This window comes from Neptuniibacter sp. PT8_73, from assembly GCF_047778045.1.
Classification (GTDB): Bacteria; Pseudomonadota; Gammaproteobacteria; order Pseudomonadales; family Balneatricaceae; genus Neptuniibacter.
Genome location: NZ_CP180545.1, coordinates 1,831,067 through 1,850,134, shown reverse-complemented (window position 1 = coordinate 1,850,134; position 19,068 = coordinate 1,831,067). Strand labels below are relative to the sequence as shown.

The 19,068-nt window shown below is 44.1% G+C and carries 24 protein-coding genes; 14 read left to right on the top strand and 10 right to left on the bottom strand.

The window, feature by feature from the left end; all coding sequences use genetic code 11:
- Nucleotides 1-32 precede the first annotated feature (32 nt).
- Together ACMXYN_RS08320 and ACMXYN_RS08315 are read left to right on the top strand one after the other, a co-directional pair.
- Nucleotides 33-725: an ABC transporter permease gene (locus ACMXYN_RS08320; protein ID WP_415881303.1), complete on the top strand. Its 693-nt coding sequence runs from the start codon at nt 33-35 to the stop codon at nt 723-725.
- Nucleotides 722-1,447: an ABC transporter permease gene (locus ACMXYN_RS08315; RefSeq protein ID WP_415894345.1), complete on the top strand. Its 726-nt coding sequence runs from the start codon at nt 722-724 to the stop codon at nt 1,445-1,447. Before ACMXYN_RS08320 ends, ACMXYN_RS08315 begins: the two co-directional genes overlap by 4 nt.
- Here ACMXYN_RS08315 and ACMXYN_RS08310 read toward each other — a convergent pair.
- Nucleotides 1,444-2,091, bottom strand: coding sequence for a LysE/ArgO family amino acid transporter (locus tag ACMXYN_RS08310; protein WP_415894344.1), 648 nt, complete (start codon nt 2,089-2,091; stop codon nt 1,444-1,446). The two genes, ACMXYN_RS08315 and ACMXYN_RS08310, sit on opposite strands and share 4 nt — an antisense overlap.
- An 87-nt stretch (nt 2,092-2,178) precedes the next feature.
- Here ACMXYN_RS08310 and ACMXYN_RS08305 point away from each other — a divergent pair, with 87 nt between their 5' ends.
- Together ACMXYN_RS08305 and ACMXYN_RS08300 are read left to right on the top strand one after the other, a co-directional pair.
- Complete coding sequence (locus ACMXYN_RS08305) at nt 2,179-3,078, top strand: LysR family transcriptional regulator ArgP (RefSeq protein WP_415894343.1); 900 nt, start codon at nt 2,179-2,181, stop codon at nt 3,076-3,078.
- Nucleotides 3,079-3,198: 120 nt separating this feature from the next.
- Nucleotides 3,199-4,407 carry a GGDEF domain-containing protein gene (locus tag ACMXYN_RS08300; protein ID WP_415894342.1) on the top strand — a complete coding sequence of 403 codons (1,209 nt, stop codon included), beginning with the start codon at nt 3,199-3,201 and terminating at the stop codon, nt 4,405-4,407.
- Between the two features lie 12 nt (nt 4,408-4,419).
- Here the strand turns inward: ACMXYN_RS08300 and ACMXYN_RS08295 are convergent, their stop codons facing one another.
- Both ACMXYN_RS08295 and moaE read right to left on the bottom strand, forming a co-directional pair.
- Entirely contained in the window at nt 4,420-4,728 is a 309-nt protein-coding gene (locus ACMXYN_RS08295) for an NIPSNAP family protein (protein WP_415894341.1), read from the bottom strand.
- Nucleotides 4,729-4,755: 27 nt separating this feature from the next.
- Complete coding sequence (gene moaE, locus ACMXYN_RS08290; RefSeq protein ID WP_415894340.1) at nt 4,756-5,214, bottom strand: molybdopterin synthase catalytic subunit MoaE; 459 nt, start codon at nt 5,212-5,214, stop codon at nt 4,756-4,758.
- A gap of 168 nt (nt 5,215-5,382) precedes the next feature.
- Here moaE and ACMXYN_RS08285 point away from each other — a divergent pair, with 168 nt between their 5' ends.
- Genes ACMXYN_RS08285 through hflD form a run of 3 tightly spaced genes read left to right on the top strand, consistent with a single transcriptional unit; the run spans nt 5,383 to nt 7,629 of the window.
- Nucleotides 5,383-5,832, top strand: a complete 450-nt coding sequence (locus tag ACMXYN_RS08285) for an NUDIX hydrolase (RefSeq protein WP_415894339.1) — start codon at nt 5,383-5,385, stop codon at nt 5,830-5,832.
- 12 nt (nt 5,833-5,844) lie between these two features.
- Nucleotides 5,845-6,948, top strand: coding sequence for a tRNA 2-thiouridine(34) synthase MnmA (gene mnmA / locus ACMXYN_RS08280; RefSeq protein ID WP_415894338.1), 1,104 nt, complete (start codon nt 5,845-5,847; stop codon nt 6,946-6,948).
- Between the two features lie 9 nt (nt 6,949-6,957).
- Complete coding sequence (gene hflD / locus ACMXYN_RS08275; RefSeq protein ID WP_415894337.1) at nt 6,958-7,629, top strand: high frequency lysogenization protein HflD; 672 nt, start codon at nt 6,958-6,960, stop codon at nt 7,627-7,629.
- 94 nt (nt 7,630-7,723) lie between these two features.
- On the opposite strand, the gene ACMXYN_RS08270 is transcribed toward hflD, so the two are convergent.
- Nucleotides 7,724-7,936, bottom strand: a complete 213-nt coding sequence (locus ACMXYN_RS08270) for a hypothetical protein (RefSeq protein ID WP_415881312.1) — start codon at nt 7,934-7,936, stop codon at nt 7,724-7,726.
- A 161-nt stretch (nt 7,937-8,097) separates the two neighbouring features.
- Here ACMXYN_RS08270 and purB point away from each other — a divergent pair, with 161 nt between their 5' ends.
- The 6 genes from purB (at nt 8,098) to ACMXYN_RS08240 (ending at nt 13,003) form a co-directional block, all read left to right on the top strand.
- Nucleotides 8,098-9,462, top strand: a complete 1,365-nt coding sequence (gene purB / locus ACMXYN_RS08265) for an adenylosuccinate lyase (RefSeq protein ID WP_415894336.1) — start codon at nt 8,098-8,100, stop codon at nt 9,460-9,462.
- 72 nt (nt 9,463-9,534) lie between these two features.
- Nucleotides 9,535-10,371 (top strand): alpha/beta fold hydrolase, encoded by an 837-nt coding sequence (locus ACMXYN_RS08260; protein ID WP_415894334.1) that lies wholly within the window; start codon nt 9,535-9,537, stop codon nt 10,369-10,371.
- A 12-nt stretch (nt 10,372-10,383) separates the two neighbouring features.
- Nucleotides 10,384-11,109, top strand: a complete 726-nt coding sequence (locus ACMXYN_RS08255; RefSeq protein WP_415894332.1) for an RNA methyltransferase — start codon at nt 10,384-10,386, stop codon at nt 11,107-11,109.
- Between the two features lie 33 nt (nt 11,110-11,142).
- A complete protein-coding gene (locus ACMXYN_RS08250) occupies nt 11,143-11,391 on the top strand; it encodes a hypothetical protein (protein WP_415881316.1) in 249 nt (82 codons plus the stop codon).
- Nucleotides 11,391-12,542: a JmjC domain-containing protein gene (locus ACMXYN_RS08245; protein WP_415894331.1), complete on the top strand. Its 1,152-nt coding sequence runs from the start codon at nt 11,391-11,393 to the stop codon at nt 12,540-12,542. Before ACMXYN_RS08250 ends, ACMXYN_RS08245 begins: the two co-directional genes overlap by 1 nt.
- A gap of 122 nt (nt 12,543-12,664) precedes the next feature.
- Nucleotides 12,665-13,003, top strand: coding sequence for a hypothetical protein (locus ACMXYN_RS08240; protein ID WP_415894329.1), 339 nt, complete (start codon nt 12,665-12,667; stop codon nt 13,001-13,003).
- A gap of 20 nt (nt 13,004-13,023) precedes the next feature.
- Here ACMXYN_RS08240 and ACMXYN_RS08235 read toward each other — a convergent pair whose 3' ends face one another.
- Nucleotides 13,024-13,791: a hypothetical protein gene (locus ACMXYN_RS08235; protein ID WP_415894328.1), complete on the bottom strand. Its 768-nt coding sequence runs from the start codon at nt 13,789-13,791 to the stop codon at nt 13,024-13,026.
- A gap of 88 nt (nt 13,792-13,879) precedes the next feature.
- Nucleotides 13,880-14,206: a hypothetical protein gene (locus tag ACMXYN_RS08230; protein WP_415894326.1), complete on the bottom strand. Its 327-nt coding sequence runs from the start codon at nt 14,204-14,206 to the stop codon at nt 13,880-13,882.
- 180 nt (nt 14,207-14,386) lie between these two features.
- On the opposite strand from ACMXYN_RS08230, the gene ACMXYN_RS08225 reads away from it, so the two are divergent.
- Nucleotides 14,387-15,634, top strand: coding sequence for a DEAD/DEAH box helicase (locus ACMXYN_RS08225; protein ID WP_415894325.1), 1,248 nt, complete (start codon nt 14,387-14,389; stop codon nt 15,632-15,634).
- Between the two features lie 61 nt (nt 15,635-15,695).
- Here ACMXYN_RS08225 and ACMXYN_RS08220 read toward each other — a convergent pair whose 3' ends face one another.
- The 4 genes from ACMXYN_RS08220 to ACMXYN_RS08205 all read right to left on the bottom strand — a co-directional run bounded on the left by ACMXYN_RS08220 (nt 15,696) and on the right by ACMXYN_RS08205 (nt 19,064).
- On the bottom strand, nt 15,696-15,890 hold the full coding sequence (locus tag ACMXYN_RS08220) for a hypothetical protein (protein ID WP_415888016.1): 195 nt from the start codon (nt 15,888-15,890) through the stop codon (nt 15,696-15,698).
- 156 nt (nt 15,891-16,046) lie between these two features.
- A complete protein-coding gene (locus tag ACMXYN_RS08215) occupies nt 16,047-17,297 on the bottom strand; it encodes a bifunctional molybdopterin-guanine dinucleotide biosynthesis adaptor protein MobB/molybdopterin molybdotransferase MoeA (protein ID WP_415894324.1) in 1,251 nt (416 codons plus the stop codon).
- An 11-nt stretch (nt 17,298-17,308) separates the two neighbouring features.
- The gene (gene mobA / locus ACMXYN_RS08210; protein WP_415894323.1) at nt 17,309-18,394 is read right to left on the bottom strand and encodes a molybdenum cofactor guanylyltransferase MobA; all 1,086 of its coding nucleotides are present in this window, start codon (nt 18,392-18,394) and stop codon (nt 17,309-17,311) included.
- Nucleotides 18,387-19,064, bottom strand: a complete 678-nt coding sequence (locus ACMXYN_RS08205) for an energy-coupling factor ABC transporter ATP-binding protein (protein ID WP_415894322.1) — start codon at nt 19,062-19,064, stop codon at nt 18,387-18,389. The genes mobA and ACMXYN_RS08205 overlap by 8 nt, the downstream gene beginning before the upstream one ends.
- Nucleotides 19,065-19,068: the final 4 nt, after the last annotated feature.

The window sequence follows — 19,068 nt, the reverse complement described above, 5'->3', positions numbered from 1 at the left end:
CCTGCTTTTCCTGTTTCATCAGGTATATCTATATGGATCTTCAGGGCTTTGGGCACCTCTTAATCAGTGGCGCTTGGATAACCGTTCAATTAGCTATTTGCAGCTTAGTCATTGGCCTTGTTTTCGGGGTTTTAGGTGCAAGCGCAAAGCTATCTAAATACAAAGTTGCTAACGCTATTGGTAATGGTTATACCCTGTTTATTCGGGGCATGCCTGAGTTACTACTCGTCCTGACAATCTATTTTGGGTCATCTGCCGTTTTGATGGCGATCGCCAGCCTGTTCGGTTATGACGAATATATAGAGCTAAGTCCTTTTGTAGCCGGTGTAATCGCACTAAGTATCGCCTTTGGTGCATATGCCACTGAAGTCTTCCGTAGTGCACTTCAAGAAATACCTAAAGGCCAAAAGGAAGCGGCTATTGCTCTTGGTATGACGGGTTTCCAAACCTTTCGTCGTATCACCTTGCCACAAGTTTGGCGCTTAGCTTTACCCGGTTTAGGCAACCTATTCCTTGTTCTTTTAAAAGATACAGCACTGGTTTCTGTTATAGGTCTTAACGAACTTATGCGCCAAACCACCGTTGCCGTTGGCAATACCAAAGAGCCTTTCACTTTCTACTTAGCCGCAGCAGTGGTTTATCTCCTAATGACTTCAATCTCAATGATCGGCTTACATTACCTAGAGCGAAAAGCTAATCGCGGTTATAAAGGAGCACGCGCATGAGTTGGGAATGGGATGTCATTTTTGAAAACTACCCTCGCCTCTTAGAAGGCACTTTATTGACCCTTGAGCTTGTCCTCTTTTCTGGGTTTATCGGTTTAATGCTTGCGGTACCATTGGCATTGATGCGTATCTCTAAACGCCCTTGGCTACAAGCCTTTCCTCTTGCTTACATCTTCTTTTTCCGTGGCACGCCACTGCTGATACAGATCTTCTTGGTGTACTACGGCGCATCTCAGTTTGAATTCATTAAAAACTCTGCGCTTTGGCCTATTCTTAAAGAACCGTACTGGTGTGCCATCATCACCTTTGCGCTCCATACTGCGGCTTATATCGCTGAGATACTCCGTGGCGCTATTCAATCTATCCCTAAAGGCGAGATTGAAGCCGCTAAAGCCTTAGGTATGAGCTACCCGCTTATGCTGCGTCGTATCATCCTACCTCGCGCATTTGGCATTATGATGCCTGCCTATGGTAACGAAGTAATCCTAATGCTTAAAGGTAGTGCCCTAGCCAGCACAATTACACTACTCGATCTAACGGGTATGGCACGCACAATCATCGCCAGAACTTATACGCCACTCGAAATATTCTTCGCAGCCGGTGTTATCTATCTAATTATCAGTGCCCTTTTGGTGTTTTTATTCCGCTATATGGAAAAACGCTTTAATCGCCACCAGCATTGGCCGAATGAAAAGCCAAAAGATTTAGACCCTCAGCATTAACCCGAATGACTAAACATGATGGGCCAGAGCAGCGTTACCGCGATGGCCCACATGGTTACCCAAATGAACAAATCCATAACCTGCCATGCTTTTGGATTATTAAATATCGGCTGACATACCTTCGCACCAGCTACTAGCAGCCAAAACCAAATGCATGAGAACCCCATCGCACCGATAGCAAACCAAACTCTCTCAGACTCTGGGTATTGCCCTCCGATACTCCCTAAAAGCACCACAGTATCTAAATACACATGGGGATTGAGCAGTGTAATCGCCAAAGTAACAATCAACGCTTTACCTAAACCACCCAACGCCATTTCATTTGCTTTAAAGACCTGTGGCTTTAAAGCTTTGCGCAGGGACTGAGCGCCATATACAAACAGAAATACAGCCCCGCCGATCCGAGCTGCGAACATCCAGCTCTCTGATTGTGCGATTAGGATGCCCATCCCTGCCACGCCAACAGCGATCAAAAGCATATCTATCAGTGCGCACAAGGCTGCAATCGGCCAGTGAAACTGACGACGTAAACCTTGAGTAAAGACAAAGGTATTTTGGCTTCCCATCGCAACAATAAGACCTGCACTTGTAGCCAAGCCCTTTATCAATGCTGCCAAAGCCGCGCCTGTGAAAATGGATACCATACTGCCCCCCTGAATAATGGCAGGCATAGTGCTAGAATCTCACTAGCCAGTAAAACTAATAATTCTAATGATTGATAAGTTTTTCTAATGCTCGATTACAAACAGCTCCAAGCACTTGCAGCCATTCTCGAAGAAGGAAATTTTGATAAGGCCGCAGAGAAGCTCAATATCTCTCAATCAGCGGTATCCCAGCGCTTAAAACAGCTAGAGGACAGCGTTGGACAAACGCTGATAATCAGAAATACGCCAATACAAGCGACAACGGCTGGGCAGCTGTTACTGAAGCATTACCACCAAGTATCTCTGCTACAAGCAGAACTACAGGAACAGATCTCACTTGAGCAATCCGATGGTTTTACGAAAATTTCTATTGGCTTAAACGCAGATAGCTTGGCTACTTGGTTTTTAGACGCGGTTAAACCACTGCTTAATGACGAAAAAATTCTTCTAGATCTAAAACTGGATGATCAAGATCAGACTCATCACTTTCTTAAAACAGGTCAAGTGATCGGGTGCATCAGTTCTAACCCAAAACCAATGCAAGGCTGCAGTTGTATTCCACTTGGCGCAATGATCTATCGCTGCCTTGCTAGCCCTACTTACATCAATAAATATTTTCCAGACGGTATAAAAACGGAAGGCTTTTACAATGCCCCTGTTGCTGAATTTAATAATAAGGACGAACTTCAAAATAGATATCTAAAGGACAATTTTAAGATTGGCCCCAACGAATATCCGAAACACCGTATTCCGTCGACTGAATCGTTTTTCAATATCATTATTCGCGGCCACGCATGCGGCATGGTTCCCGATCAGCAAAGTAAAGAGATCCAGGCTTCAGGAAAAGTAGTTGATATGACCCCTGGAAGGTTTATTGAAGTCCCCCTTTATTGGCATATCTGGAGTCTTAAATCGGGACTATTCCAGAGATTAACGCAGAGACTGAGAAAACAAGCGGAGTCTGACCTCTCACCGATAAGCCATTAATAATGTTAAATTTTATTCCTATATTTAAGGTTTATTTAAGCTTTCTAGTTCAGAATAGATTGCATAGATAATACTTCTCTTCAGCCAGCTAGCCACTAATTACGTCGGATATTAAAGCTAATGAAATTCCCTGAAAATCATAAGAAAAAAAACAAACTGATTTTTTTGCTTGCATCGGTAATTGCGATCTTAATTCTTGTTAATGGTGCATTTTCCTACTGGCAGATGAATCAAGTAAAAGCTGAGTTTTACGAAGTAGCCAATAAAGACATACCTCTTGTGGCAGAGCTATTTCCTTTGATTGATCGGCAATTTGAACAAACACTATTGATCGAGAAGCTACATCAGTTAGAGCCAATTCATCGCAACAAAGTGGTACCGATACTCAAAAACAGTTTTATTCGAACAGGCGATCGTTTTTCTCAAACAACCGAGAAATTGCAATCAATGTTAAAGCCTATGCTGCAGTCCCCTCGGGAGATTACTCGACTCAAAATGTCTAAAATTGATCAGCTTCTTCAGCAAATCATTACTGAGCATGATCAGTACCAAAATCAAGTTCTACAAATGATATCCCACAATGTAGAGAGCCATGAAGCTTATCCTCCTGAACTCATAACCCTTTTGACTAAAGAGGAGAAAGACTTAACCGAGGAATTGATTTCCCTAAGGGACGAACTTCAAAGATTCACTCAAAATTCTGCACACGCAGTTGAAAGGCACGAAGCTCAAATAATAAAAGGTGTCGTGATCTTTACTCTGTTCGTTTTCTCTCTCGGTACCATCATGCTGATGCTGATTAGCCAAATTATGAAAAGCCGTGAAAAAGCGATCGAAAAGATCAGTTACTTTGCCAATTATGATCCTCTAACCGATCTATATAACCGACGTCATTTCTTTGAAGAGTTAAACCAAGCACTGTCACAAGCAGAAGACCAAGAGACGCCATTAAGCCTTTGTGTATGCGACCTAGACCACTTCAAACAGGTAAACGACACTTTAGGCCATCTTGCTGGAGACAATATCTTAACTTCATTTGCTGAAATACTGCGTAACAACATTAGGAAAGGCGATTTTGTAGGCCGATTTGGAGGAGATGAATTTGTTATCTGCTTCCCTGATACAACCTCTGAAGAGGCTGCAGAGATTACAGAGCGCATTCGACAATGCTTTCAGGAAGCCAATACACTTAAATCATCGGTAACATCGACTTTTGGTATTGCGGAGTTAAATGATCTGACGCGTACAGATGACATGCTGCTCGAAAAGGCAGACCAAGCTCTATACAAAGCCAAGAAAAATGGACGTAACTGCGTGCACTGGGCTTAACCAGCACACAGATCAGTTTCCAAACACAGGCTTAAAGAAGCTTCGCTCATAACTCTGAATGCATTTAGTCTGCTTGGCATAATCAAATGCAGCCATGCATTCAGAGTCTTTAAAGGAGTCTATCCGGTATTGTTCATAAGCAGCGAGACTAGGAAAGCTGAACAACGCTAGCGCGATGTTGTTAGCCCCTTCAGACGGCAGGAAATAGCCATGATGCTGACCACCGAACTTGTTAACCAGTGGAATCCATAGTTTTGCATAATGCTCGAATTCAGTAACTTTGTCCGGATCGATCACATAGCGTAAGTAACAAGTTACCATCAGCGTACCCCCTTATTTCTGCCGTATTTACCAAGAGTCAGCGGCTTTAAGATCACTCTCTTTTTGCTCTACCCAGTGCTCCCCCTCATTGGAGATCTCTTTCTTCCAGAAAGGAGCATCTTTCTTTAGGTAATCCATGATGAATTGCGCTGCTTCAAATGCATTTACGCGATGGGCGCTACCCACCCCTACAAAAACGATATTCTCGTTAAGGTCTAAACGGCCAACACGATGATAAATTACGATGTTGCCGAGCTCCCAGCGTTCACGCGCCTGCGTAGCAATCTTCTCAAGCGCTTTCTCCGTCATGCCTGGGTAATGCTCTAAAAACAATGCATCAAGCTGATTGTCAGCTATCTCTAATTCGCGAACGATTCCAGTAAAAGTGACTATGGCCCCACTAGTCGCATCATCAGCTCTTACACCTTCTGACAGCGCGCCAATATCAAAATTGTCTGTAGCGACAATCACTTGAGTTGTTGCCATGGTAATTCCTCTCTAAATAGATATTGAAATCATACCACCAAAAGCTATTAAAGAAGCAATGCTCAATGGGCTTATAACCTATTAAAAACACTGGTTTGATGGTATTGTGTCGAACTAATTTTTGAGTCATCTATCCAATAAATATTGGAGTAATTACCGAGGAATATGATGGATTGGCATCCACACGCAACAGTTGCTGTCATCGTAGAAATGGAAGGCAAGTTCCTTTTGGTAGAAGAAAGATCTTCAGGTGAAATAGTTTTCAATCAGCCTGCGGGTCATATTGAAGAAGGCGAAACCTTTATAGAAGCTGCATGCAGAGAAACATTAGAAGAGTCTGCATGGCATGTAAGCCCTAAATATTTAACAGGGTTTTACGTCTATAAATCCGGTAATAACAATACAACCTATCATCGTGCCTGCTTCTATGCCGAAGCGATTAAGCACGAACCAGAGCGTGAACTCGATGAAGGTATCATTCGCGCTGTCTGGATGACACGCGACGAGATTGTCGCTCATACGGACAAACTTCGTAGCCCAATGGTTTTGAAATGTATTGATGATTACCTAGCCGGTAAGCAATACCCTTTAGATCTGATACACGAACATAGCAATTAACTGAATAAATACATGACTGATCACAGCAATACCAAAGTGATCGTCGGCATGTCCGGCGGCGTAGATTCATCCGTTTCAGCATTACTATTAATGCAACAAGGCTATCAAGTAGAAGGCCTGTTCATGAAAAACTGGGACGAGGATGATGGCACTGAATACTGTACCGCCAAAGAAGATCTCGCTGATGCCCAAGCAGTTTGTGACAAGCTTGGCATTCATCTGCACACAGCCAACTTCGCTGCTGAGTACTGGGATAATGTATTTGAACATTTCCTAGAAGAATACAAAGCTGGCCGCACCCCTAACCCAGATATTTTGTGTAACCGCGAAATCAAGTTTAAAGCCTTCCTTGAATATGCAGTCGAACTTGGTGCTGATTACATCGCAACCGGTCATTACGTTCGCCGCGGCGATCGTGATGGCAAGACTCGTCTGTTAAAAGGGCTAGATAAAAATAAAGACCAGAGCTACTTCTTGCATCAAGTAGGTCAGGTCGAAATTGAAAAGACCCTCTTCCCTGTAGGTGAACTAGAAAAACCTGAAGTTCGTAAACTTGCTGAAGAGCATGACTTAATCACTCACAACAAGAAAGACAGTACCGGTATCTGCTTTATTGGCGAGCGCAGATTTAGCGACTTCCTCAAGCAGTACTTACCGGCCCAGCCAGGCAAAATAGAAACACCTAAGGGCGATGTGATTGGCGAGCATTCTGGCTTGATGTACTACACAATAGGACAGCGCCAAGGGCTTCAGATCGGTGGTCTTAAAGATTACCCAGAAGAGCCATGGTTCGTAGCAGGTAAAGATCTTGATCGTAACGTTTTAATCGCAGTTCAAGGTAAACAAAATGATCTGTTATTTACCGATTGGCTTACAGCTGATGAAATTTTCTGGATCAATAATGAAGAACCTGCATTGCCATATAGCTGCACTGCCAAAGTACGTTACCGTCAGACCGATCAGGCATGCACGATCGAACGTCATGGTGACAGTGGTTACCTAATCCGCTTTGCAGAACCACAGCGCGCCATCACACCGGGCCAATCCGTGGTTATCTACGCCGAAGATATCTGCTTGGGCGGCGGTGTTATCGAACATACAGGCAAAGACGACTAGGGGGCCCCAATGTCACGACAGCATGACGAACAAGCGCTGGGCCTAGCTGGTTTATTTCAAGCAGCCGCTCTCGTTGAACAAATTGCAACGAGAGGCATGGTTGCGCAAGACAGCTTAGAAACATCGGTCTATAGCATCATGCAGTTAAACCCTGCATCGACAGAAGAGATCTATGGCGGCGCTCACGACCTACCTTTCAATCTACACTTAGGTCTGCAAAACCTAAGAGATTTGATTGATAAGCCGCGAGCAGAACATAACAAAGATGTGATTCGCTACGCACTAAGCATGATGCACCTTGAGCGCAAGCTTAGTAGCGATCCAGAGATGCTGAATAAAGTCGCGCAACGTTTAGCTCAGGTATCTGAGCAAGCTCGCTACTTTAATTCTGATCAGCCAGATACAGAGCCAACTGCGAGCAGTTACTGCCATCCAAATGTGATAGCAAATATTGCTAGTCTTTACCAAGATACGATCAGTAGCTTTAGCTTCCGAATTCAAGTAACGGGCGACCCGCGCCACCTACAAAACAGTGAAAACGCAGCGAAGATACGCGCATTACTATTGGCCGGTATTCGTAGTGCTATGCTATGGCGTCAGAAAGGCGGTAAACGCTGGCAGTTACTGTTCTTCAAATCACGCCTACGCCCTTCCCTGAAAAAAATTATGGGCACCTCATAATAGGCCACGCCATTTAGATAAATAAAAAACCGGATAGCTTGCTAAAGCATCCGGTTTTTTATTTACCTATCCATTTTATGTATCGATTACAAAGTTACGCGTGACGAACCGATAACTCATTTGCGTCATGACTACGAAGCATAGCTTCAATATCACTCTCAGCTGCATCAGCTATCAATACTTTGACCATATTGCAGCTTTTATCTATAAACACTTGCTCTCTTGGTACTCCATTAGCCATCAGGTCATCAAATACCAGTTTGGTTTGGTCGCTGGACCCAAAGGAGCCGGTAACAGACATAGTCATATAACTACCCTCCTCAATTTCAGCTAAATTTAGCTATATTGTGTAGCGACAATTTAAGCTTAGAACTTGCGGCGCCCTTTATCCATATACCCCTACGAAAAGTCACTCGACTCAGGTATAATGCGCGCCTTCTTTTTAACCTAAAAGGTAGAGATCGATTCATGGAGCTTTCTGCACTGACAGCCGTTTCTCCGGTTGATGGCCGCTATGGCAGCAAAACAGCTGACCTGCGTGATGTTTTTAGTGAATATGGCCTGATTCGCTTCCGCGTTGAAGTTGAAGTTCGTTGGTTACAAAAACTAGCTGCGCATCCACAAATCACTGAAGTTCCAGCGTTAAGCTCTGAAGCTGATGCTCTGCTGAACTCGATCGTTGATAACTTCGGTCCTGAAGACGCTCAGGCTGTTAAAACGATCGAACGTACTACCAACCACGACGTAAAAGCGGTTGAGTACTTCATTAAAGACAAATTCAAAGATAACGCTGAGCTAATGGCGATTAATGAATTTGTTCACTTTGCCTGCACATCTGAAGACATCAACAACCTTTCTCACGCACTCATGCTGAAAAACGGCCTTGATGTTGTAGTTCCACAGATGCAGCAAGTAACTGACGAAATAGCTAAGATGGGTCGTGAATTTGCTGAGCAACCAATGCTTTCACGTACTCACGGTCAGACTGCCTCTCCAACAACTGTTGGTAAAGAGATGGCTAACGTTGCTTACCGTATGCAGCGTCAGATTAAACAGCTTCAGAATGTTGAGCTTCTAGGTAAGATCAACGGTGCGGTTGGTAACTACAACGCTCACCTATCTGCTTACGCTGACATCGACTGGGAACAGAACGCTAAAGACTTCGTTGAAAGCCTTGGCCTATCTTTTAACCCATACACAACTCAGATCGAGCCACACGACTACATCGCAGAGCTTTTTGATGCTGTTGCTCGTTTCAACACGATCCTAATCGACTTCGATCGTGACGTATGGGGCTATATCTCTCAGGCTTACTTCAAGCAGAAAACGATTGCTGGCGAAGTTGGTTCTTCTACTATGCCGCATAAAGTTAACCCAATTGACTTCGAAAACTCTGAAGGTAACTTGGGCATTGCGAACGCAATCATGAGCCACCTAGCGCAGAAACTACCTATTTCTCGCTGGCAGCGCGACCTAACTGACTCTACTGTTCTACGTAACATGGGCGTTGGTTTCGGTTACAGCTTGATCGCTTACCAATCTAGCCTGAAAGGCATTAGCAAGCTTGAGCTTAACCCAGCTCAGCTAAACGAAGATCTAGAAAATGCTTGGGAAGTTCTAGCAGAACCTATCCAAACAGTAATGCGTCGTTACGCTATCGAAGAGCCTTACGAGAAGCTAAAAGCGCTAACTCGTGGCCAGGACATGAGCAAAGAGACAATCCTAGCGTTTGTTGATACTTTGGACATGCCAGAAGAAGCTAAGCAGTCACTTAAAGAACTGACTCCTCATAGCTACATCGGTAACGCTGTTGAGCAAGCGAAAAAGATCTAAGCTGATCTAATTAATCAGTTTTATGAAACGGGGCTATAGCCCCGTTTTTTATATAAGGCACAGATTAACCCCATGGAACACTTCACACGACCAGACGGCACTGAGATCCATTACATCTCTCTTGGTGAAGGAGAAACCACCTTAGTTTTTCTTCATGGCTGGACGGCCAGTGTTCGTGAATGGCTCCCCTTCGCCTCTGAGCTGGCAGAAAACCACCGCGTGGTGAGCTGGGATGCCCGTGGCCATGGTGCTCACCAATATCATGAAGAGAGCAATATTAGCTTACCTGCGATGGCTGATGACCTCGAAGCTATGCTCGATCACCTTCAGATAGAAGATGCCGTCCTCGTTGGACACTCTATGGGAGCATTAACTTCTTGGGAATACTTACGTCGGCACGGTCATAAACGACTCCGCGGGCTTTGCATTGTCGATCAATCACCAAAACTAATCACTGATGATGCATGGCAGCACGGTGTATACAGTGATTTCTCGCAAGCATCCAACAGCGCCTTCATTCACCGCCTGACCGAAAATTTCGCTGAGGCCGTACTTGAGCTGATTGCCTTTGGTAAAAATCAACGTTCCAGAGAAAATTACGAGCAAAACTCTCGTGGCTTCCAGCAGATGCGTAAATATCTGCAGAAGCAACCTGGCGATCTGCTAACCCGCTGCTGGGATAGCATTACCCAGCAGGATTACCGAGAAGTTGTATCTAGTATTAAACTACCTACCCTACTGATCTACGGCGATGAAAGCCAGTTCTATAGCGCTGAGCTACAACAGTGGGTTAATAAAAGTATCGAGGGTTCAGAATTGCATATTTATGAGCAATCGGACCACTCTCCGCATTTATGGCATAAAGAGCGATTCATTTATGATCTGAATCGTTTTATAGATTCATTGTGAGAACCATTAAAAATGTTATCTAACGTTCGAGTTGTACTGATCAATACATTCCACCCCGGCAATATCGGCGCAGCTGCACGCGCTATGAAAAACATGGGGCTAAGTAAACTCTATCTGGTTGAACCAGAAGATTACCCAAGCGCAGAAGCTGATTCTCGCGCTGCTGGCGCAAAAGACCTATTAGATAGCGCTATCGTCGTTAATACGCTTGAAGAAGCAATTGGCGATTGCCAGCTAGTGATTGGTACCAGTGCGCGCACCAAACGCACCTTCGACCGCCCTCTTCTGGATGCACGCAAAGGCGCGGAACGTGTAGTGGCTGAAGCTAAATCAGGTGAAGTGGCTATCGTATTTGGTCGTGAAACTATGGGCCTTCATAACCATGAATTAGCGCAATGTAACTACCATGTTTACATCCCTGCTAACCCTGAGTATCCAGTGCTCAACGTATCTCAAGCAATCCAGCTTCTTTGCTACGAGATCTTTATGGCAGCGGAAAATAAAAGCTATGACGAAATCGAAAGCGAATACCCTCGCCATAAAGAGATGGCTCTTTTCTATGAGCATTTAGAGAAAGTGCTACGTTTGACCGATTTCATCATCCCTCAGCATGAGGGTAAAGTACTGGAAAAATTACACCGTTACTTCAACCGCTCACGTCCTGAAAAAACCGAGCTGAATATGCTTCGTGGCATCCTGACTTCAATTGAAGAAACGGTCGAAAAACTAAAAAAATAACTAAAAAAATACAAACTACGACAAGGCAAAAAGATGGAAGAGAATTTACAAGCACTACTAAAACAGGCTGACGAGCTTCGCGACAACATCGAAAAAATGCACCAAGAGTCCAAAACAGTTGGTTATAACGCTGCTGGCATCCGCGAATGCGCTACAACTCTGCAGAAAGGCATAAAGAAAGTGGGTAACAATAAGCTTGCTGCTCTAGCCAATCGCGACAAGCGTAAAGTTTACGCTGAAATGGAAGAAGCAATCGAACAGCTTATGGAGTTAATTGACTAGTGAAATCTCCGTTTGGTGACATCAGCGTAGAAACATTTTTAGCTGAATACTGGCAGAAGAAGCCTTTACTTATTCGCAACGCCTTTCCTAATTTTGAGCCCCCTGTGACGGCTGACGAGTTAGCCGGCATGGCACTAGAGGAAGACGTAGAATCGCGTCTGATAACACAGTCACCGGACGGTAAAGATTGGTCTTTAACACACGGCCCTCTGCAGGAAGATACTTTCGCTGATCTTCCAGACTCGCACTGGACACTGCTAGTACAATCAGTCGATCACTGGATCCCTGAAGCAAACGAGCTACTCGAGCACTTCCGTTTTGTACCAAATTGGCGACTAGATGATCTTATGATCAGCTATGCGGCTGACGGTGGCGGCGTAGGTCCACATTACGATAATTATGATGTCTTTCTGATCCAAGCCTCAGGGACTCGCCGTTGGGAAGTGGGTGGCATATACGGTGAAGATTCACCACGTCGCCCAGACGTTCCAGTCATGATTTTGCCTGAGTGGGAACCAGAACATGTATGGGATCTTCAGCCTGGTGATATGCTTTATGTACCACCACGCGTTGGTCATAACGGCTTTGCTATTGGCGATGACTGCATGACTTACTCTGTAGGTTTCAGAGCACCTTCTCATCAAGAGATGATGTCTGGCTTTACCGATTATCTATCTGATATTACTAAAGCAGAGGACCGCTATAGTGATTCCGATCTTGCTCCACAGGCAAACCCAGGCGAGATCACCGATCAAGCATTAGAGCGCGTTAAATCAGCCTTAAAAGAGTACATCGATAGCCCTGAGCTACTAACTCACTGGTTTGGTCAGTTCATGACTGAACCAAAGAATCCTGAGCATGGTGCTGATCAAGTTTGCGAGATGGACGAGGAAGAGATCGCCGAGTTATTAGAAGCCGGAATTCCACTTTGTCGTAGTGAAGGATCACGCTTTGCTTTTAACCGACTAGACGATCATTTTATTTTGTTCGTTGATGGCAAAGGCTGTGCATGCTCAGAAGGACAAGTAACCTTGGCCGAAAGTCTTTGCGCCAATCTGTATCACGAACAGATAGAACCCACTGAAGAAAATCTACAACTATTGAAGGCACTGCTTCTTCAAGGTTCCGTCTATTTTCTAGACGAAGAGTAGGTAAGAAATCTATAGCTCTTTAAAACCGATTAAAGAGCTATAGATTTCCCTATCGCTAATCAAAACAAGCGATTACACTTACCCAAACAGCAAACTACGCTTTAGCCTACCAAGGCACTCTGATGACCGATAAAGAAGCTACTGTCGAAAAGACACTCGAATCTAGCCCAACGCTTGAATCTGAGATCAATTCGGCCCGAATTAACGCCTTAGAACTGAAGTTAGAAACACTGTCTCTGATTACAGAATCCCTATGGAATATCATTCAAGAAAGCGATGTTCAGTGTAGTGCAGACTTAAAAGAAAAGATGGCAGATGTAATAGACCAACGAGCAAAGCGGGATTCTATCAAAGTCACTTGCCAAGTTTGCGGCAGCGACCAAAAAGCTAGCGCCTCTTACTGCAATCATTGCGGGAATAAGCTCGTATATTCTGGTGAAATCTCACCCTTTGATTACTAAGCGCAGTGTCGATAGCCAAACTATTTAGCTCTCCAATCATCCAAACCATAATGGCTCATCACCTGCGAAATACCATCCCCACGCTTTAGAATGGCCATCTTTTCATCAAAGACCTCCATCATCTTCTTAATATCATCTTGCATATTAATTTGCGGTGAAAACGCCATATAGATATTTGCTTCTTGTACACAACCAGCACTTTTAAACCTATCCCACTTACCCGCATTTTTTAACGTATATACAGTACTGTTGTAGGTAAATAAGAAAGCATGAATGCGATTTCGCAGCACTTTTTTAGCCTGCTGTACTATATGGCGTTCATTATATGGAAGGTATTGAAATTGCTGAGGATTAAGTAATGCGTAATCGTTTAATTCTTCAATAGAAGTATCTGTAGATAAGCCAAACTGTTTATTCTTAAGGCTATGAATATTCTCGTACTGCCACTCCTTTTCTCTATCGGTAAAAAAGCACATACGCTGTGTACCCACTTCATTTATCGGGTAAAGAAGATCGGGCGCTTCAGGTTTAGCTGGAGATAGAACAGCATGTACTCGCCCCTGTTGAGTCATAGACAAAGCTCGGCTCCAAGGGTAAATACGAATATCTAATTCATACTCCGTATCACTGTAAATCTGCTTAACCAGATCGATAATGTAGCCGGGCTTGTCAGTTTCAGGGCAGATCTGCGGGCACCAATCTATGGCTGCGATATGGATAACCTGTTTATCTGCAAAGCTGGAATTAGGTAACAGAAAACAAGCAATGAGAAAAAGATAGGAACGCATGCATATACCTAAACTCTTTAAGGGCAAATCCTAGTGAGCTTAAGTATAGCAAGCAGATATGAAAGAGCAGTGAATAACTAGCTAGGTATTAGCGTCCAAAATATTGATCAATAATATCAGGCAGCTCATCAAAAGCCGTCATCTCAAATTTATCAATCTCTAGATCAAAGTGGCTTAAATAACGTTTTGCATGATCACGGCTTAGCGCTCTACCTAAAATTGCATAATCAATTTCAGGTAGTGTTTTATCGTGACGCGGTTCTACCTGCCATGTGATATAAGCCGGAGCTGTACTTTGAAGCTTCAAACCAGCTTTAACACAAAATTTATCGACATGGCTTAAACCTTCAGGTCCTAAACACCCAGGTTCGATACGGAAGATTACTGTCAGTTTCTTACTATCCGCTAACGTCATTTCTCTTCTCTATTCAATAAGTTATAAGCTCTACCTTGTTTGTGAGTCTACTATAAATCATCAAACAAGCGTTTGCCTACTTTAGTACCTAACATAGTATGATCTGAATCACACGACTATGACTAATTAGACTAAATTGCTTTATAATTGCCGCTTTTTGCAAGTCTCTTGAGGGGCAATATGAAATTTTCATCACTAGACCTATCACCTGAGTTACAACAAGCTCTGGATGAGTGCGGCTATACAGACATGACCCCAATTCAAGAGCAAGCAATTGTGCCCGGCCGCCGCGGCAAAGATCTGCTTGCCAATGCCCAAACAGGTACAGGTAAAACAGCAGCCTTTTCCATCCCTATTCTGCAGAAAATTTCTGATAATCCGCGTGACTTAGCCGAACGTCAGATTCGCTCTATTATCCTGACGCCTACTCGTGAGCTTGCACAGCAGCTTGCAGAAACGATTGGTCGGTACAATAAACACCTGAATCTTCGTATCTTGGCCGTTTACGGTGGCGTAAACCTTGATACCCAGAAGAAGAAATTACGTCACGGTGCAGACGTACTCATTGCCACACCAGGCCGCTTAATAGAACACCTTAGTGGCAGCAATGTCGATCTAAGCAAAACTGAATTTGCTGTACTCGATGAAGCCGACCGCATGCTAGACATGGGCTTTGTTACAGACGTACTGACAATTTTGGAAGCAACACCGTCTTCAAAACAAACCCTTCTCTTCTCTGCCACTCTATCTGATGCTGTCCACAAGCTGTCGAGAAAGATTCAGAAGAAGCCTGAGCAGATCAAAGCAGCTAGACAGAACTCGATTGCAGACACAGTCGATCATGTTGTATACCCTGTGGAGGAGAAGCGTAAAGCAGATCTTTTTGCCGAGCTTATCCAGGAAGAAAATTGGTTCCAAGTATTGGTATTCACCAGCACAAAAGCTCAAGCTAATGAGCTGATGCTTGATCTAAAAGTAGACGGCATTGAAGCTGTGATCTGTCATGGTGACAAAAGCCAAGGCGCGCGACGTCGAGCTGTTGCAGATTTTAAAGCGGGTAAAATCCAAGTACTGGTCGCGACCGAAGTTGCTGCACGCGGATTGGATATTCAAGGATTAGAGCACGTTGTAAATTACAATCTTCCTTATCTAGCTGAAGACTATGTTCACCGTGTGGGACGTACAGGTCGCGCAGGGACACAAGGCAAGGCTATATCTTTTGTAAGCCGAGAGGAAGAAAGTGCTTTAGATAGCATTGAGCGCCTTATTGGCACACCGATCAAACGTATATTCCGCAAAGGCTACGAGGTGGGTAGTCGGGAAGGTCTGAGAAAGCGCATTCACAAGAAAGGCCCTAAGAAGAAGCACAATAAAGCAACGCGCACCCAAGTTATTGGCCGCAAGTCTTCTGCAAAGAAAAAGCGCTAGCTAATTCTGCAAAATCCAATAAAAAAGGAGCTTAAATAAGCTCCTTTTTTATGCAAACGACTTAGAAATTCGGCATATTCATATCGAAATCACGCTTTAAAGAGCGCTGTTCCATATAATTATCAGAGCCCTGTTTTTTTCGCTTTCCTTTCGCTACCTTCCTACGCTGATGATCCGCGTATTGACCATCCATATAGTCTTCTTCCATCTCATCCTGCTCTAATGGCAAATTAGCCAATCGAAGTTTGCTACTCATCTATCAGTCCTAATTCATTACTAACAGCCCGTAACGGGCTTGATTAAGTTAGTTAATGAAACCTTATTTTTATGACCAAACAATGAAAGCGATATGACAAATTTAGGTACAAAAAAGGGCCTAAATCAGCCCTTATTTAAAAAATCGAAAAGCTCTTTAGATAAGATCTGAGAATGGCTGAATAGTGACCTTTTGCCCTGCATCGATACCTGCAAACTCATCAGAGATCTCGATTAAACAATTAGCAGAAACCATAGAAGTTAAGATGCCAGAGCCTTGACTGCCTGTAGACCTAACAACCAATTCGCCATTGTCATTAATTGAATAAACACCACGGCTGTAATCAGTCCTACCCGGCCTAGATCGAAGAGAAGTCTCAGCAATTGCCACCATACGTCTTGGTTGCCAATTTATCTCCCCCGCCATTTTACGCAGCGCAGGCTGAACAAACTGAGTAAACGTCACCATCACAGCAACAGGGTTACCCGGCAGCCCGAAAAACGGTGTATTGCCCAGCTTGCCGAAAGCTAGCGGGCGACCTGGGCGCATCGCTATACGCCAGAAATTGATTTTACCTACAGCAGCCAACGCATCTTTAATAAAATCGGCCTGCCCCATAGATACACCACCAGAAGAGATCACCATATCAGCTTCATTAGATGCCTTACGTAAGGCCTCTTCCATTGCCTGCTGTGAATCTTCGATAATTCCGTAATCAATCACCTCGCAGCCTAAACGCTGCAAAAGCCCGGTGAGTGAAAAACGATTTGTATCGTAAATGCAGTTTTTAGGTAGCGGTTGACCTTGCGCTGTAACTTCATCACCCGTAGAGAAGATGGCGACCTTTAAAGATCGATAAACTGTCACCTCAGTATGACCTAGTGAAGCGATTAAACCTAACTCTTGAGGACGTAAAAGACATCCCGCTTTAAGTGCCGTCTCTCCTTCAGCGATGTCCTCACCCGCCTCTCGGACATTCTGCCCTTTTTTGACCGACCCAACGAAAGTTAATTGCTCACCCTCTCGTGTACATGCCTCTTTGATGATGACGCTATCAGCACCCTCGGGCACTGGCGCCCCCGTCATGATTTCTACTGCCTGGTTTGGACCGACCTGACCCGAGAAGGCATCACCCGCAAAAACACGACCAATAATATCCAAGGATTCTTCAGATAAACCATCAGCGGCAACAGCATAACCGTCCATTGCTGAGTTTCGTTGTTGAGGAACATTAATGCCAGAAACTAAATCTACCGCCAAAATTCGATTTATGGATTCGGAGACAGCTACAGTTTCAGCGCTGCTTTGAATATCAATTTGATTGAGTATGGTCTGAATACTTTCAGCAACAGGTAACATACCACCCGGATTAGCAGCCGGATCAAAACAACTTAACACTTCGCTCATCAATCAATTACCTAGCTGATGTACTCTTTAATAAAACGCAGAATTTCGTCTGTGTCATTAATGTTGAACAAGGGTAGCTCTCGATGCAATTGTAATGGCTCATCCGAAGCCACCGCAATTATGTTTTCATCTTCAAGATACATGAGGCCTTTATTGATCTCTTTGCGATGCAACTCGATCTTAGGAAAAGACTCCTGCTTAAAGCCCTCTACCAAGACCAGATCTAAAAGAGAGTGATCCATGCGACTTAACATATGGTTTAGAGATGGACGATCACCCTGATCCTGCTCAACCATTAACGCCCAACGCTTACCTGAGCTAATCAGCATCTGATCAGCACCAGCTTTTCTAAGCTCGTAACTATCTTTACCCGGATGATCAACATCGAATTTATGGTGAGCATGCTTGATGACACCAACACGGATACCATCTTCTTTTAGAGCTGGAATCAGCTTTTTCAATAATGTAGTTTTGCCTGTACCACTCCAAGCTGCAAAGCCAAGTAGTTTTGGCATCTGTTGAAGATCATCGAGATCATCGCGACGGTTCACATTGGTGAAAGCCTCAGGGAAATCAGAGAAATCAACTTCCGTGTAGTTATGCTGAGCATACCAACGGTCGATCTTACGTTCTCCAGAAGCTAAGGCTTTCTGGACACTTCCAAGTAGATCTCGATGAATCAGAGCAACAACCGGCTGCATTCGCTTGCCATCAGTTGCAACAGCGATTTCTGCCTTTTGTTCTCGCGCTTGAAGCAACATGCGACGAACTAAGACTGGAGGTAAAAACGGCCCATCACATGGCGCAAATAATACCCAATCAGTTGCAGCATGATGAAGACCGGTAGCAATCCCCATTAATGGCCCTTGAAAATCACCTTCAAGATCAGAAATAACCGGCAACCCCAATGTACCATAGGCGTCCATACTACGGTTTGCGTTGATCATACAGCGCGCCACTTGCGGCTGAACAACATCTAAAACATGCTTAATCAGCGGCTTACCATTTAGCTCCATCCAGCCTTTATCTACTCCCCCCATTCGGCGAGCCATACCACCAGCAAGAATAACGGCGGTTACTTGATCAGGATTATGCATATTGATTAGCCTCATTTAATTGAGCTGTTTCTTTTATAGAACCATTTTCTAGCAATAAGTTGCGCTGACAAAGCTCGGTCACACAATTACTTTGATGACTAGAAACCATGACTGCGGTACCGCCATCAACCATCTCTTTAACTAATTCAGCAACAGTTTCTACCGATTTACGATCTAGATTGGCTGTTGGCTCATCAAGAAATAGAAGACCTGGGTTCAAAACCCACGCGCGAGCAAGCGCCAAACGTTGCTTTTCACCACCAGACAAAGAATGCGCCTGCTGTTCAGCTAAAGACTCTAGGCGAGACCAAGCTAACCCTTTAGCCACTAGTGTTTTGATTTTTTGCCTAGATTCACCACGAAGGCGTAAACCATAAGCAATATTGTCTTTCACTGTGCCAGCGAAGATGTACGGTGTTTGATGAAGGTAAACGACCTTTGGGTGCAATTTAGTGTTAAGAAAACTACGTTTATTTGGCGTTACTGTAACTGAGCCTTCACAAGGCTTATCTAGGCCCGCCAAAATTTTCATCAGCGTTGTCTTACCGGCACCGTTATCACCACTCAAGTGAAAGCTCTCGCCCTCTTTCAACGTCAACTTATCAATATTAAATAGCTCTCGTTGGTCAAAACGTTTTACCAGATTGCTAGCATTTAATTCGATACTCATAACA

What these genes read in the sequence shown, in the direction of transcription:
- ACMXYN_RS08320 (WP_415881303.1), top strand. Translation starts at nt 33, where the DNA reads ATGGATCTTCAGGGCTTTGGGCACCTCTTAATCAGTGGCGCTTGGATA.
- ACMXYN_RS08315 (WP_415894345.1), top strand. Translation starts at nt 722, where the DNA reads ATGAGTTGGGAATGGGATGTCATTTTTGAAAACTACCCTCGCCTCTTA.
- ACMXYN_RS08310 (WP_415894344.1), bottom strand. Translation starts at nt 2,091, where the DNA reads ATGGTATCCATTTTCACAGGCGCGGCTTTGGCAGCATTGATAAAGGGC.
- ACMXYN_RS08305 (WP_415894343.1), top strand. Translation starts at nt 2,179, where the DNA reads ATGCTCGATTACAAACAGCTCCAAGCACTTGCAGCCATTCTCGAAGAA.
- ACMXYN_RS08300 (WP_415894342.1), top strand. Translation starts at nt 3,199, where the DNA reads ATGAAATTCCCTGAAAATCATAAGAAAAAAAACAAACTGATTTTTTTG.
- ACMXYN_RS08295 (WP_415894341.1), bottom strand. Translation starts at nt 4,728, where the DNA reads ATGGTAACTTGTTACTTACGCTATGTGATCGATCCGGACAAAGTTACT.
- moaE (WP_415894340.1), bottom strand. Translation starts at nt 5,214, where the DNA reads ATGGCAACAACTCAAGTGATTGTCGCTACAGACAATTTTGATATTGGC.
- ACMXYN_RS08285 (WP_415894339.1), top strand. Translation starts at nt 5,383, where the DNA reads ATGGATTGGCATCCACACGCAACAGTTGCTGTCATCGTAGAAATGGAA.
- mnmA (WP_415894338.1), top strand. Translation starts at nt 5,845, where the DNA reads ATGACTGATCACAGCAATACCAAAGTGATCGTCGGCATGTCCGGCGGC.
- hflD (WP_415894337.1), top strand. Translation starts at nt 6,958, where the DNA reads ATGTCACGACAGCATGACGAACAAGCGCTGGGCCTAGCTGGTTTATTT.
- ACMXYN_RS08270 (WP_415881312.1), bottom strand. Translation starts at nt 7,936, where the DNA reads ATGACTATGTCTGTTACCGGCTCCTTTGGGTCCAGCGACCAAACCAAA.
- purB (WP_415894336.1), top strand. Translation starts at nt 8,098, where the DNA reads ATGGAGCTTTCTGCACTGACAGCCGTTTCTCCGGTTGATGGCCGCTAT.
- ACMXYN_RS08260 (WP_415894334.1), top strand. Translation starts at nt 9,535, where the DNA reads ATGGAACACTTCACACGACCAGACGGCACTGAGATCCATTACATCTCT.
- ACMXYN_RS08255 (WP_415894332.1), top strand. Translation starts at nt 10,384, where the DNA reads ATGTTATCTAACGTTCGAGTTGTACTGATCAATACATTCCACCCCGGC.
- ACMXYN_RS08250 (WP_415881316.1), top strand. Translation starts at nt 11,143, where the DNA reads ATGGAAGAGAATTTACAAGCACTACTAAAACAGGCTGACGAGCTTCGC.
- ACMXYN_RS08240 (WP_415894329.1), top strand. Translation starts at nt 12,665, where the DNA reads ATGACCGATAAAGAAGCTACTGTCGAAAAGACACTCGAATCTAGCCCA.
- ACMXYN_RS08235 (WP_415894328.1), bottom strand. Translation starts at nt 13,791, where the DNA reads ATGCGTTCCTATCTTTTTCTCATTGCTTGTTTTCTGTTACCTAATTCC.
- ACMXYN_RS08230 (WP_415894326.1), bottom strand. Translation starts at nt 14,206, where the DNA reads ATGACGTTAGCGGATAGTAAGAAACTGACAGTAATCTTCCGTATCGAA.
- ACMXYN_RS08225 (WP_415894325.1), top strand. Translation starts at nt 14,387, where the DNA reads ATGAAATTTTCATCACTAGACCTATCACCTGAGTTACAACAAGCTCTG.
- ACMXYN_RS08220 (WP_415888016.1), bottom strand. Translation starts at nt 15,890, where the DNA reads ATGAGTAGCAAACTTCGATTGGCTAATTTGCCATTAGAGCAGGATGAG.
- ACMXYN_RS08215 (WP_415894324.1), bottom strand. Translation starts at nt 17,297, where the DNA reads ATGAGCGAAGTGTTAAGTTGTTTTGATCCGGCTGCTAATCCGGGTGGT.
- mobA (WP_415894323.1), bottom strand. Translation starts at nt 18,394, where the DNA reads ATGCATAATCCTGATCAAGTAACCGCCGTTATTCTTGCTGGTGGTATG.
- ACMXYN_RS08205 (WP_415894322.1), bottom strand. Translation starts at nt 19,064, where the DNA reads ATGAGTATCGAATTAAATGCTAGCAATCTGGTAAAACGTTTTGACCAA.